The organism is Streptomyces sp. NPDC056503 (assembly GCF_042794995.1).
GTDB lineage: Bacteria > Actinomycetota > Actinomycetes > Streptomycetales > Streptomycetaceae > Streptomyces.
In genome coordinates this window covers 18,441-31,415 of the sequence record NZ_JBHTST010000102.1, presented here as the reverse complement: position 1 = coordinate 31,415, position 12,975 = coordinate 18,441, and the positions used below count along the sequence as shown (strand labels likewise).

Below are 12,975 nucleotides of genomic sequence, written 5' to 3'. Positions count from 1 at the left end.
CGGCCGGACCGTGGTCCGGCGGGGGCAGCCCCTTTCTCCGAGGAATCGGCGACCGCCGAGGACTACCGGACGACCGTGACGCGGCCGACGGCCGGGGCCCGCAGCGGCTCGGCAGCCGACGAGTTGGCCGTCAGGTAGGCGATGAGGACGTCCAGGTCCGAGGCGCCGACCAGCTTGTTCGTGCCGGCGGCCAGGACGGGGAAGCCGTCGCCGCCACCCGTCAGGAACTCGTTCATCGCGACCCGGTAGCTCTTCGACGGGTCGATCGGCTCACCGTTCAGCCGCACCGAGTCGACCACGATCCGGTCCGCGCCCGTCTTGGTCGTGTCCAGGGTGTAGGCGAAGTTCCTCGACACCTGGAGGATCTTCGGGGACGCCAGGTTGGCACCGCTGACCTGCTGCTGGAGCGCGGTGACGAGCTGGGCACCGGTCAGGTCGACGACCGTCATCATGTTGGTGAACGGCTGGACGGTGTACGCCGCGCCGTAGGTCACCACGCCGCTCTCGCTCTTGGTCAGCGGCGCGCGGACGCCGCCCGGGTTCATCAGCGCGAGCTGGGCGCCGCCCTTGTCCGCCGGGGAGAGGCCCGCCAACTGCGCGTCGGCGATCAGGTTGCCCATCGGCTTCTCGAACACGCCGTCGGGGTTCTCGATGTTCTCGGCGATGTAGCCGACGGGACGGTTCGCGATCGGCGCGGCCAGGGCCTTCCACCGGTTGATCAGCGTGGTGATCTTCCCGTGCGGGGCCACGTCCCGGGTGACGACGTGGTTGGCGGAGGCGACGGCGGTGCGGACGATGTCCTTCGTACGACGGTCGTAGGTGAGCGTCGTGTCGGTGTAGAGCCGGCCGAAGGAGGCGGCGGACGTCACCGTGCGCGGCTTGCCCGCCGGGTCCGGGATGGTGCACGCGTACGCCTGGTGGGTGTGGCCGGTGACCAGGGCGTCGACCTGCGGGGAGACGTTCTTGGCGATGTCGACGATCGGGCCGGAGATGCCGGCGCCGGCGCCCGGGGTGTCGCAGTCGTAGTTGTAGGCGCCCGAGGCGGGCATGCCGCCCTCGTGGAGCAGGGCGACGATCGACTTCACGCCCTTGCGCTCCAGCACCTTGGCGTACTTGTTGATCGTCTCGACCTCGTCGCCGAACTTCAGGCCCTTGATGCCCTCGGCGGAGACGATGTTCGCCGTGCCCTCGAGCGTGACGCCGATGAAGCCGATCCGGACGCCGTCGCGCTCCCAGATGAAGTACGGGTCGAGCAGCGGTTTGCCGCGCTTCTCGTCCGTCACGTTGGCCGCGAGGTAGGGGAAGTTCGCCCCTTCGAAGGTCTTGCCCTCCTCGAAACAGCCCTCCGTCGGGTGGCAGCCGCCGTTCTGGATGCGGCTCAGCTCGCGCGCGCCCTCGTCGAACTCGTGGTTGCCGACCGAGCTCACGTCGAGCTTCATCTCGTTCAGCGCCTCGATGGTCGGCTCGTCGTGGAAGAGCCCGGAGACCATCGGGGAGGCGCCGATCATGTCGCCCGCCGCGGCCGTGATGGAGTACCGGTGACCCGCGCGGGCCTGCTCCAGGTGCGTGGCCAGGTACTCCGCACCGCCGACCCCGTTGACCAGCTCGGTCGAGCCGTCCGGCTTGAGGCGCGTGAGCCGGCCCGACGAACCGGTCGGCGGCTCCAGGTTGCCGTGCAGGTCGTTGAAGGACAGCAGCTGGACGTCGACCATCCGGCCCCAGCCCTTGCCGTTCGACCCGTGCGCGCTCCCGGCGTCCGCCGAGGCGCCCGCCGGCATGGCGGCGACGAGCGCACCGACCGTCGCCAGCCCCGCGCCGACGGCCAGAATCCGCCGTCCGGCCTTGCTCTTCCTGCGGTTCACTGCCATCTCTCCCGTGGTCCCCTTTGCCCCTTGCCCCGATTCGCGGCTTTGATCGTTACCCGCGCGTGCGCTCGCAGCCTAGGGTCAACGCGCGTAGCGCAACAGGGGGTAGTGGGTCACAAGACAGTTGCCTCCGGCTGACGGAGTGTTCGCCGTAGGCTCGCACCATGACTTCCGACGCGGCGCCCGCCCTCGAACCGGGACGGCAGATCCAGACGTACGACGAGCTCACCCCCGAGCAGGTCCAGGAGGTCATGGACCTGCTCGGGGCCGCGGACCGCGCGGACGGCGTGCACGCGGTGTCCGAGCAGGGCCGGCTCTACCTCCGGCACGGACGGCGCGAGGGGGTGCGGCACTTCCTCCTCACCGTCGGCTCCCGCCTCCAGGGGTACGCCCAGCTGGAGGAGACCGACCCCGTCGAGGCGCCGGCCGCCGAACTGCTCATCCACCCCGACCAGCGCGGCCGCGGTCACGGGCGCGCGCTCGGCACCGCCCTGCTCGCCGCCTCCGGCAAGCGGCTGCGGGTCTGGGCGCACGGCGGCAAGCCGTCCGCGCGCCACCTGGCGCAGGTGCTCGGCCTCACCCTCTTCCGCGAACTCCGCCAGCTGCGCCGCCCGCTGACGCCGCTCGACATCCCCGAGCCGGTCCTCCCCGAGGGCGTCACGATCCGCACCTTCGTGCCCGGTCAGGACGACACGGCCTGGCTCGCGGTCAACGCCGCCGCCTTCGCCCACCACCCCGAGCAGGGCGCGCTGACCCAGCGGGACCTGGACGACCGGATCACGGAGCCGTGGTTCGACCCGAAGGGCTTCTTCCTCGCCGAGAAGGACGGCCGGCTGGTCGGCTTCCACTGGACGAAGGTCCACGCGGAGGAGCGGCTCGGCGAGGTGTACGTGGTCGGGATCCTGCCGGAGGCGCAGGGCGGCGGCCTCGGCAAGGCCCTCACCGCGACCGGCCTGCGGCACCTGGCGGCGCAGGGGCTGCCGACGGCGATGCTGTACGTGGACGCCGACAACACCGCGGCGGTGCGGGTCTACGAGGGCCTGGGCTTCCGGACCCACGAGGTGGACCTGATGTACCGCTCGGAGTCGTGACCCCGGGGCGTACGGGGCGTACCGGGCGTACGGGGCGGTCGTAACGGCCGTTCCGGAGGGGGCGGTTGACACCGCCCCCTTCTTTCCACCACCCTTTCACTACTTGATTAGTGAAAGGGTGGTGGAAGGGACGTGGTCGAGTACCGCATCGACCGGCGCAGCGGCGTCGCCACCTACCTCCAGATCGTCCAGCAGACGAAACAGGCCCTCCGGATGGGCCTCCTGGAGCCGGGCGACCGACTGCCCACCGCACGCGAGGTCGTCGAGGCGACGGCCATCAATCCCAACACGGTCCTCAAGGCCTACCGCGAGCTCGAACGCGAAGGCCTCGTCGAAGCCCGCCGCGGCCTCGGCACCTTCGTCCGCGCCACGCTCGGCACCACCGCCCCCGCCGACTCCCCCCTCCGGGGCGAGCTCGACGCCTGGGCCCGCCGGGCACGCGCCGAAGGAATGGACCGCGAGGACGTGGCGGCGCTCTTCACCGCCGTACTGACACAGCACTTCGAGGGGGACGACCACACGTGACCACGACCGTGGCCCTGGGAGCAGAGCTCCTGGGCAAGAAGTACGGCGGCCGAAGGGGCGGCTGGGCCCTGAGGGAGTGCGGGTTCGCCCTCCCGGCCGGCCGGATATGCGCCCTCGTCGGCCCCAACGGCGCCGGCAAGTCCACCCTCCTCGCCCTCGCCGCCGGCCTCCTGCGCCCCACCGAGGGCACGCTCACCGCCCCCGCCCGCGAGGACCTCGCCTACGTCGCGCAGGCCAAGCCGCTCCACCCCCGGCTCTCCGTCGCCGACACCCTCCGCATGGGCCGCGAGCTCAACCCCGGCCGCTGGGACGAAGCCGCCGCGCTCCGGGTCGTCGAGGGCGGCGGCTTCTCCTCCGACACCCTCGTCCACCACCTCTCCGGCGGCCAGCGCACCCGCGTCGCCCTCGCGCTCGCCCTCGGCAAGCGCGCCGGACTCCTGCTCCTGGACGAGCCGATGGCCGACCTCGACCCGCTCGCCCGCCACCAGCTGATGGGCCTGCTGATGTCCGACGCGGCCGAGCGCGGCACGACGGTCGTCATGTCGTCGCACATCCTCACCGAACTGGAGGGCGCCTGCGACCACCTGATGCTGCTCGCCCGCGGCCGCGTCCGCCTCGACGGACCCGTCGACGAGCTGCTCGCCGCGCACACCCTGCTCAGGGGCCCCGTCGCCGACCTCGCCCCGCACACGGTGGTCGACTCCCGCACGACGGGCCGTCAGCTCACCGCGCTCGTCCGCCGCGAGGGCCCGGTCGAAGGCACCTGGGAGAGCTCGGAACCCTCCCTGGAGGAACTCCTCCTCGCCCACCTCCGCAACCCCGAAGGAGCCTCCGTATGAGCAGCCTCGCCCTCAGGGGCCCCGCGTGGGTGACGATCCGCCAGTACCGGCGGACGCTGTGGCTGGCCGGCGCCCTCGCGGTCCTCGCCCTGGCCGTCGTCGGCGGTCTGCGGATCTGGGCCGCACAGGAGCCGATGCCCGTCCAGGGCGGGGTCTGGGTCTCGTCGCCCGACAACGACGGGTACCTGAAGCTCCGCGTGATCATGGAGTACGTCTCCTTCGCCGCCATCGCCCTGCCGGGCGTCGTCGCCGCCGTGGTCGCGGGCCCGATGGTGGCGCGCGAGTACGAGTCGGGGACGTACCAGCTCTCCCTCACCCAGTCGGTGAGCCCCGCCGACTGGCTCCGCTCCAAGCTCACGGTCGCCACCGGCGTCGCGGTCCTCGCCATGCTCGCCGTGATGGGCGTCTTCTGGTTCGGGCGGGCCGGGATACGGGACGGATGGGACTATCACTGGGGCCAGTCCGGGACCTACACGGCGACCGGCGTCACCGCCTTCGCCTACGTCCTCGCCGCCGTCGCCGTCGGCGCCCTCGTCGGCCAGCTCGTCCACCGCACCCTGCTCGCCATGGCCGCCGCGGGGCTCGTCGTGGGCGCGCTGTCGACCGCCTTCAACGCGTACCGCTGGTCCATCCTGCCCACCGAGCGGGCCTCCGGCCCGCTGGTCGCCGACTCCTCCTTCACTCCCCCCGGAGACCACCTCTACATGGACTCCGGCGTGCTCACCTCCTCCGGGACCCCCTTCGACCAGTCGATCTGCTGGCGCCAGGTCAACAGCGTCCCCGGCGTCGACGCCGACCCGGGGCTGTGGGAGAAGGCGCAGAACCAGTGCTACGCCGAGCACGACGTCACCCGCCAGTTCCTCGACTACCACCCCTCCTCCCATTTCTGGCCCACCCAGCTCATCGAGAGCGGCATCGTCCTCGCCCTCGCCGCCCTCGCCCTCTTCGCCGCCTTCCGCGTGCTGCGCGCCCGGCACCCGTAACCGGCCTTCACCCGTACGGGTCAATCGGGGGCCCGGGGCCCGGCACAGGCCCCGCCCCCGATTCCCGCACGACATGTCGTCGTTACCGGCCATTCAGACGCGCTTGCGACGCTCACGCAATGAAGCGATCCGTGATCACTCCTGGCGGGGCTCCCTCCCCGGGAAGACTCCCGAAGGGGAGGCTGCCCTCCCCCACGGCCCGCTCCGACGCGCCCGCCGACCCCTTCGCGCGGAAGAATGGGTCCATGAGCCAGCAGCCCGCCGAGGTCCCGGTCCAGACCTCCGCCACCGCGTCCCCGCAGCCGTCCACGGGTTCCATAGCGGCGCACCGCCCGCACGCCGAAGCCGAGGCCGACGGCGCCGGTGACGACGGCGTCTTCGACTCCGGCCTCGACTCCGGCCTCGACTCCGAGATCGACTCCTACGAGGGCGACGACGGCGACGCCTCCCGCGAGCTGCCGCAGGGTCGCTTCCTGGACCGCGAGCGCAGCTGGCTCGCCTTCAACGAACGGGTCCTCGAACTCGCCGAGGACCCGACGACCCCCCTCCTCGAACGAGCGAACTTCCTCGCGATCTTCGCCTCGAACCTCGACGAGTTCTTCATGGTCCGGGTCGCCGGCCTCAAGCGCCGCATCGCCACCGGCGTCGCCACCCGCTCCGCCTCCGGCCTCCAGCCGCGCGAGGTCCTCGACCTCATCTGGACCCGCTCGCGCGAGCTGATGGCCCGGCACGCCGCCTGCTACCAGCAGGACGTGGCCCCGGCCCTGGCCGACGAGGGCATCCACCTGATCCGCTGGCCCGAGCTCACCGAGAAGGAGCAGGCGCGGCTCTTCACGCTCTTCCGCCAGCAGATCTTCCCGGTGCTCACGCCGCTCGCCGTGGACCCGGCGCACCCCTTCCCGTACATCTCCGGGCTCAGCCTCAACCTGGCCGTCGTCGTGCGCAATCCGGTCAGCGGCCACCGCCACTTCGCGCGCGTCAAGGTGCCGCCGCTGCTCTCCCGCTTCCTGGAGGCGTCCCCGCAGCGGTACGTCCCCCTCGAAGACGTGATCGCGGCGCACCTGGAGGAGCTCTTCCCCGGCATGGAGGTGCTGGCGCACCACATGTTCCGGGTGACGCGGAACGAGGACCTGGAGGTCGAGGAGGACGACGCCGAGAACCTGCTCCAGGCCCTGGAGAAGGAGCTCATGCGGCGCCGCTTCGGCCCGCCGGTCCGCCTGGAGGTCGAGGAGTCCATCGACCCGTACGTGCTCGACCTGCTGGTCCGCGAGCTGAAGGTCTCCGACGCCGAGGTCTACCCGCTGCCCGGCCCGCTCGACCTCACCGGTCTGTTCGGGATCGCCTCGCAGGACCGGCCCGAGCTCAAGTACCCCAAGTTCGTCGCCGGCACCCACCGGGACCTCGCCGAGGTCGAGTCCGCGTCCGCGCCCGACGTCTTCGCCGCGATGCGCGAGCGGGACGTGCTGCTGCACCACCCGTACGACTCCTTCTCCACCTCCGTCCAGGCCTTCCTGGAACAGGCCGCGGCCGACCCGGACGTCCTCGCGATCAAGCAGACGCTGTACCGGACCTCCGGCGACTCCCCGATCGTCGACGCCCTCATCGACGCGGCCGAGTCCGGCAAGCAGGTCCTCGTCCTCGTCGAGATCAAGGCCCGCTTCGACGAGCAGGCCAACATCAAGTGGGCGCGCAAGCTGGAGGAGGCCGGCTGCCACGTCGTCTACGGCCTCGTCGGCCTCAAGACCCACTGCAAGCTCTCCCTGGTCGTACGCCAGGAGGGCGACCTGCTGCGCCGCTACTCGCACGTCGGCACCGGCAACTACCACCCGAAGACGGCCCGGCTCTACGAGGACCTCGGCCTGCTCACCGCCGACCCGCAGGTCGGCGCGGACCTCTCCGACCTCTTCAACCGGCTCTCCGGCTACTCCCGCAGGGAGACGTACCGGCGCCTGCTCACCGCCCCGAAGTCGCTCCGCGACGGGCTGGTCTCCCGCATCACCAAGGAGATCGCGCACCACCGGGCGGGCCGGCCGGCGTACGTGAAGATCAAGGTCAACTCGATGGTCGACGAGGCCGTCATCGACGCCTGCTACCGGGCCTCCCAGGCCGGCGTCCCGGTCGACGTCTGGGTGCGCGGCATCTGCGCCGTGCGGCCCGGCGTCCCCGGCCTCTCCGAGAACATCCGGGTCCGCTCCGTCCTCGGCCGCTTCCTGGAGCACTCCCGGATCTTCGCCTTCGGCAACGGCGGCGAGCCCGAGGTCTGGTTCGGCAGCGCCGACATGATGCACCGCAACCTGGACCGGCGCATCGAGGCCCTGGTCCGGGTCTCCGACCCCGCCCACCGGGCGGCCCTGACCCGGCTCCTGGAGACCGGGATGTCCGACACCACCTCCTCCTGGCACCTCGGCCCGGACGGGAACTGGACGCGTCACGCGACCGACCCCGAGGGCAAGCCGCTGCGGCACGTGCAGGAGATGCTCATCGACGCGCGGAGGCGCCGGCGTGCACAACCCTGATCCCACGCAGTCCACGCAGTCCGCCCGGTCCACGCGGGACGCGACCGCGGGCGAGGTCCTGGCCCCCTACCTGCACGCCCGGGCCGCGGACTTCCTCCGCGGCCTGCGGCAGCACGGCGAGAGCGGCGCGGACACCTCCGGAGCGGAGGAGGCCGCCGGTACGCTCCGGGCGGCCGCCCGCCGCATCAGCGGCAGCCTGCACACCTTCCGGCCCCTGCTCGACACCGCCTGGGCCGACCAGCTCAGGACCGAGCTGGCCTGGCTCTCCGGCGCCCTCGCCCTGGAACAGGCGTGCACCTCGCGGCTGGTCCGGCTGATGGACGCGCTGAACCGGCTGGCCGGCGGCAGCGGACCGGTGCCGGCCGCCCGCGGCTCGGAGAGCGCCGGGCTCACCGTCGGCGCCGCCCGGGCCGGCGCGCTCCTGGACCGGCAGCTCACCCTGGCCAGGACCCGCGCCCACTCGGCGGCCCTGCAGGCCCTCGGCTCCTCCCGCTTCCACGCGCTGGCCGACGCCGTCGCCCTGCTCGCCTCGGAGGTGCCGCTCGGCCCGGCGGGCGCGGCCCCCGCCCCCGAGGTCCTCGACGCCTCCGCCTCGGTCGCCCGCCGACGGCTCCTCGACGCGGTCGACGCGCTGCCGCTGACCCGCGCCGCCCACCCGTACAACGCGGAGGCGCTGGCCCTGGCGGCGGGCGAGAACCAGGACGCGCCCTGGCACCACACCCGGCTGCTGCTCCGGCTCCACCGGTACGCCACCGAGGTCACCGCCCTCGACGCCGGCCCGGACGCCCCGCTGTACGAGGCGGCCCGGGCCCTCGACCGCCACCGTGACGCCGCCGAGGCGGCCGCGGCGGCCGCCGCCGCGGCCCGCACCCCGCGCATCGCCCCGGCCACCGCGTACGCCCTCGGTGTCCTCCACGCCGACCAGCGCCACGAGGTCGAGGCCGCCCGCTTCGCCTTCCAGCGCGCCTGGCACACGGCCGCCGCCCCCGTCCCATGACCTCCCCGCCGCCGGACCGGGAGCCGGACCGGCATCCGGACCCTGAGCCGGCCCGCGAGCCGGGCCTTGAGCCCGACCCGGAGCCGATCCTGGCGGCGGGCTGCGTCCTGTGGCGCCCGTCGCCGTCCGGGCACGGCATCGAGATCGCGCTCGTGCACCGGCCGAAGTGGGACGACTGGTCCCATCCGAAGGGGAAGCGGAAGCGCGGCGAGAGCGCCGAGGCGTGCGCGCTGCGGGAGGTCCTGGAGGAGACCGGGCACCGCTGCGAGCTGGGCGCCCGGCTCCCCACCGTCCGCTACCCGGTCGCGGGGCGCCCCAAGGAGGTCGTCTACTGGGCGGCCCGCGCCCTCGGCGGGACCTTCGTCCCCGGCCGGGAGGTGGACGGGCTGCTCTGGCTGCCGCCGGCCGCGGCCCGTACCCGCCTGACCCGGCCACGCGACCGCGAGCTGCTCGACGTCCTCCTGACGACGGCGGCGACCCCGGGCCGACAGACGCGCGACGCCTCCTAGACGGCGGCCGACGCCGTCGCCCGGACCGCCGCCCGGGCCGTACTCCCCGCGCGCGTCCCCCGGACCACGCCGACCGCTACGCGCCGTACGCCCCCGGGCACTGCGGGCCCTCCGGGCGGCACCCCGTGCCGGGCCGCACCGTGGCTTACGGCACGGTTCACCTCGCGTTCACTCTCCACGGCTGGCCGCTTCACCTGATCTGCCTAATTTCGGCCTTACGCGGTGCACGGAGCCTGACGATGCACCCGACAAACCCGACACGCGCCGCCCTCGAAGCGACGGACACCCGGTCCGAAACACGGCGGCCTCTGGAAGGAACCCCCGAAAGTGAAGCTTTCGCGCAACAACGGGCTTCGCGCCTCCGCGATCGGTGCCCTCGTCGTCTCCGGTGCGCTGCTCCTGTCGGCGTGTGGCTCGGACGACAACAACGAGCCGGCCAAGAGCGGTGGCAAGCAGACGTCGGCCGCCGCGTCGAACATCAAGTGCGACGGCGCCAAGGGGCAGCTGCTCGCCGCGGGCTCCAGCGCGCAGGAAAACGCGGTGGACCTGTGGGTCAAGAACTTCCAGGCCGCCTGTGAGGGTGTCGAGGTCAACTACCAGGGCATCGGCTCCGGCGGTGGCATCACCAAGTTCAACCAGGGCCAGGTCGCCTTCGCGGGCTCCGACTCCGCCCTGAAGGACGAAGAGGTCGCCGAGTCCAAGAAGATCTGCAAGGGCGGCACGGGCGTCAACCTGCCCATGGTCGGCGGCCCCATCGCCATCGGCTACAAGCTGGAGGGCGTGGACAACCTCGTCCTGGACGCCTCCACCATCGCCAAGATCTTCGACACCAAGATCACCAAGTGGAACGACCCGGCGATCGCCAAGCTGAACCCGGGCGCCAAGCTCCCGGACTCCACCATCCAGGCCTTCCACCGCTCGGACGAGTCCGGCACCACCCAGAACCTGGGCAAGTACCTCTCGACCGCCGCCGCCGCCGACTGGAAGTACGACCCGAAGACCAAGTCGTGGCCCGCCCCGGGTGGCCAGGCCGCCAACGGCTCCTCCGGCGTCGCCCAGGCCGTCAAGGGCGCCGAGGGCTCCATCGGCTACTTCGAGCTCTCCCACGCGACGGCCAACAAGATCTCCACGGTCAGCGTCAACACCGGCGCCTCCGCCCCGGTCGCCGCCACCTCGGAGAACGCCTCCAAGGCCATCGCCGCCGCCAAGGTCAAGGGCACCGGCAACGACGTGGCCCTCTCCCTCGACTACGCCACCAAGGCCGAGGGCGCCTACCCGCTGGTCCTCGTCACCTACGAGATCGCCTGCGACAAGGGCAACAAGGCGGAGACCCTGCCGACCCTGAAGGCCTTCCTGAACTACGCGATCAGCGAGGAGGGCCAGAAGGTCCTCACCGACGCCGACTACGCCCCGATGCCGGCCGAGATCGCCGCCAAGGTCCGGGCGATCGTCCCGACGCTGTCCTGACCCCCGGCCGGGGGCGGCCGCTCACCTCCCGTGGAGAGGGCCGCCCCCGGCATCCGGTGCACCGCCGCCAGGAGCCCGTACGGACGTACGGCTCCGCAGACCGGAGAAACCGATGGTTACCACGACACCACCTCTCGCAGAGAAGAGCAGGAGCCGGCGCGCCAAGAGCGCGGCCCGCCCCGGGGACCGCATCTTCAGCGGCCTCTCCAAGGGCTCCGGCATCACCCTGCTCGTCATCATGGCCGCGATCGCGGCCTTCCTGACCTACCGTGCCGTCCTCGCCATCTCGGACGACAGCACCAACTTCTTCACCACCTTCGAGTGGAACCCGACCGGCAACCCGCCGGTCTTCGGCATCGCCGTCCTCGCCTTCGGCACGATCGTCTCCTCGGTCGTCGCCATGGCGATCGCCGTGCCGGTCGCCATCGGCATCGCGCTCTTCATCTCGCACTACGCCCCGCGCAAGCTGGCCAAGCCGCTCGCGTACGTGGTCGACCTGCTCGCCGCCGTGCCCAGCATCATCTACGGCCTCTGGGGCGCGATCTTCCTCGTCCCGTACCTGGACGGCCTCAACCAGTGGCTCGACCAGTACCTGGGCTGGACGTACGTCTTCGACAAGTCCGCCGACGGCGTCGCCCGCAACCTCTTCACCGTGGGCATCCTGCTGGCGATCATGATCCTCCCGATCATCACCAACGTGACCCGCGAGGTCTTCCTCCAGGCCCCGAAGATGCACGAGGAGGCCGCGCTCGCCCTCGGCGCCACGCGCTGGGAGGTCGTCCGCATGGCCGTGCTGCCCTTCGGCCGCTCCGGCATCATCTCCGCCTCGATGCTCGGCCTCGGCCGCGCGCTCGGCGAGACCATGGCCGTCGCCGTGGTCCTCTCCCCCAGCTTCGTGCTCTCGGGCCACCTGCTCGACCCGGGCGGCGGCACCTTCGCCCAGAACATCGCCGCGAAGTTCAACGAGGCCAACGAGTTCGGCCGGGACGCGCTGATCGCCTCCGGCCTCGTCCTCTTCGTCATCACCCTGCTGGTCAACGGCGCGGCCCGGTGGATCATCGCCCGCCGCAAGGAGTACTCGGGGGCCAACGCATGAGCCACGCCGTCCAGGACCGTCCGGTCGCGTTCGCCAAGCCCCGCGGCCCCCTCTCCCACGCCCGCCTCCCGCGCTGGACCCCGATCGCCGTCGCGGTCGGCTCCATCGCCGCCGGCGTCTCCCTCGGCCTCGCCGCGGGCTGGCACAGCAAGGTGCAGTGGGGCCTGGTCTCCGCGCTCCTCTTCGTCCTGGTCACCTACGCCGTCACCACCAAGGTGGAGGGCTCCCGCCAGGCCAAGGACCGCGTCGCCACCAGCCTCGTCTGGGTCTGCTTCGTCCTCGCCGTCGTCCCGCTGCTCTCGCTCGGCTGGGTGACCGTCAGCAAGGGCATGGAAGTCCTCGACGGGTACTTCCTCACCCACTCGATGAACGGCGTCCTCGACGTCGAGGCCGGCGGCGGCGTCTACCACGCCCTCCTCGGCACCATCGAGCAGGTCGGCATCGCGACCCTGATCGCCGCCCCGATCGGCCTGCTCACCGCGGTCTACCTGGTCGAGTACGGCACGGGGAAGCTCGCCAAGGCCGTCACCTTCTTCGTCGACGTCATGACGGGCATCCCGTCGATCGTCGCCGGCCTCTTCATCCTCGCCACCTGGAACCTGATGCTGGGCTTCGGCCCCTCCGGTTTCGCCGGCGCGATGGCCCTCGCCATCCTGATGATGCCGGTCGTCGTCCGCTCCACCGAGGAGATGCTCAAGCTCGTCCCGAACGAGCTCCGCGAGGCCTCCCTCGCCCTCGGTGTCCCGAAGTGGCGCACGATCCTGAAGGTGGTCCTCCCCACCGCGATCGGCGGCATCACCACGGGCGTCATGCTCGCGGTCGCCCGCATCACCGGTGAGACGGCCCCCGTCCTGCTCCTCGTGTTCGGTACGAAGCTCATCAACCCGAACCCCTTCGAAGGCGCCCAGTCCTCCCTGCCGCTCTACGTGTACGAGCAGTACGCGGTCGGCACCGACGCCGCCGTGGCCCGCGCCTGGGCCGCCGCGCTCGTCCTGATCGCCTTCGTCATGATCCTCAACCTGGTGGCCCGCGGCATCGCCCGCTGGAAGGCCCCGAAGACCGGCCGCTGACCGCGGCGACTGGATGT

Annotated in this window: 11 protein-coding genes; 10 read left to right on the top strand and 1 reads right to left on the bottom strand. The window is 72.0% G+C overall.

Annotation, left to right across the window (positions count from 1 at the left end):
• Window positions 1–62 precede the first annotated feature (62 nt).
• Window positions 63–1,868: a bifunctional metallophosphatase/5'-nucleotidase gene (locus tag ACFQ8C_RS26375; protein WP_383461934.1), complete on the bottom strand. Its 1,806-nt coding sequence runs from the start codon at window positions 1,866–1,868 to the stop codon at window positions 63–65.
• 161 nt (window positions 1,869–2,029) lie between these two features.
• Here ACFQ8C_RS26375 and mshD point away from each other — a divergent pair, with 161 nt between their 5' ends.
• From mshD to pstA, 10 genes are all read left to right on the top strand, one after another.
• Entirely contained in the window at window positions 2,030–2,956 is a 927-nt protein-coding gene (mshD, locus tag ACFQ8C_RS26370) for a mycothiol synthase (RefSeq protein WP_383461933.1), read from the top strand.
• Between the two features lie 132 nt (window positions 2,957–3,088).
• Window positions 3,089–3,481, top strand: a complete 393-nt coding sequence (locus tag ACFQ8C_RS26365; protein ID WP_383461931.1) for a GntR family transcriptional regulator — start codon at window positions 3,089–3,091, stop codon at window positions 3,479–3,481.
• The gene (locus tag ACFQ8C_RS26360) at window positions 3,478–4,320 is read left to right on the top strand and encodes an ATP-binding cassette domain-containing protein (RefSeq protein ID WP_383461929.1); all 843 of its coding nucleotides are present in this window, start codon (window positions 3,478–3,480) and stop codon (window positions 4,318–4,320) included. The genes ACFQ8C_RS26365 and ACFQ8C_RS26360 overlap by 4 nt, the downstream gene beginning before the upstream one ends.
• The gene (locus ACFQ8C_RS26355) at window positions 4,317–5,303 is read left to right on the top strand and encodes an ABC transporter permease (protein WP_383461928.1); all 987 of its coding nucleotides are present in this window, start codon (window positions 4,317–4,319) and stop codon (window positions 5,301–5,303) included. Before ACFQ8C_RS26360 ends, ACFQ8C_RS26355 begins: the two co-directional genes overlap by 4 nt.
• 245 nt (window positions 5,304–5,548) lie before the next feature.
• Window positions 5,549–7,819 carry an RNA degradosome polyphosphate kinase gene (locus tag ACFQ8C_RS26350; RefSeq protein ID WP_383461926.1) on the top strand — a complete coding sequence of 757 codons (2,271 nt, stop codon included), beginning with the start codon at window positions 5,549–5,551 and terminating at the stop codon, window positions 7,817–7,819.
• Entirely contained in the window at window positions 7,806–8,816 is a 1,011-nt protein-coding gene (locus ACFQ8C_RS26345; RefSeq protein WP_383461924.1) for a CHAD domain-containing protein, read from the top strand. The genes ACFQ8C_RS26350 and ACFQ8C_RS26345 overlap by 14 nt, the downstream gene beginning before the upstream one ends.
• Window positions 8,813–9,325 (top strand): NUDIX domain-containing protein, encoded by a 513-nt coding sequence (locus tag ACFQ8C_RS26340; protein ID WP_383461923.1) that lies wholly within the window; start codon window positions 8,813–8,815, stop codon window positions 9,323–9,325. Before ACFQ8C_RS26345 ends, ACFQ8C_RS26340 begins: the two co-directional genes overlap by 4 nt.
• A gap of 327 nt (window positions 9,326–9,652) precedes the next feature.
• A complete protein-coding gene (pstS, locus tag ACFQ8C_RS26335; protein ID WP_383461921.1) occupies window positions 9,653–10,792 on the top strand; it encodes a phosphate ABC transporter substrate-binding protein PstS in 1,140 nt (379 codons plus the stop codon).
• A 112-nt stretch (window positions 10,793–10,904) separates the two neighbouring features.
• Entirely contained in the window at window positions 10,905–11,888 is a 984-nt protein-coding gene (gene pstC / locus ACFQ8C_RS26330; protein ID WP_383461920.1) for a phosphate ABC transporter permease subunit PstC, read from the top strand.
• Entirely contained in the window at window positions 11,885–12,958 is a 1,074-nt protein-coding gene (gene pstA / locus ACFQ8C_RS26325; RefSeq protein WP_383461919.1) for a phosphate ABC transporter permease PstA, read from the top strand. Before pstC ends, pstA begins: the two co-directional genes overlap by 4 nt.
• Window positions 12,959–12,975 lie beyond the last annotated feature (17 nt).

Excerpts from the sequence above, each read along its gene's own strand:
- mshD (WP_383461933.1), top strand. The coding sequence starts at position 2,030 with ATGACTTCCGACGCGGCGCCCGCCCTCGAACCGGGACGGCAGATCCAG.
- ACFQ8C_RS26350 (WP_383461926.1), top strand. The coding sequence starts at position 5,549 with ATGAGCCAGCAGCCCGCCGAGGTCCCGGTCCAGACCTCCGCCACCGCG.
- pstC (WP_383461920.1), top strand. The coding sequence starts at position 10,905 with ATGGTTACCACGACACCACCTCTCGCAGAGAAGAGCAGGAGCCGGCGC.
- ACFQ8C_RS26375 (WP_383461934.1), bottom strand. The coding sequence starts at position 1,868 with ATGGCAGTGAACCGCAGGAAGAGCAAGGCCGGACGGCGGATTCTGGCC.
- ACFQ8C_RS26340 (WP_383461923.1), top strand. The coding sequence starts at position 8,813 with ATGACCTCCCCGCCGCCGGACCGGGAGCCGGACCGGCATCCGGACCCT.
- ACFQ8C_RS26355 (WP_383461928.1), top strand. The coding sequence starts at position 4,317 with ATGAGCAGCCTCGCCCTCAGGGGCCCCGCGTGGGTGACGATCCGCCAG.
- pstA (WP_383461919.1), top strand. The coding sequence starts at position 11,885 with ATGAGCCACGCCGTCCAGGACCGTCCGGTCGCGTTCGCCAAGCCCCGC.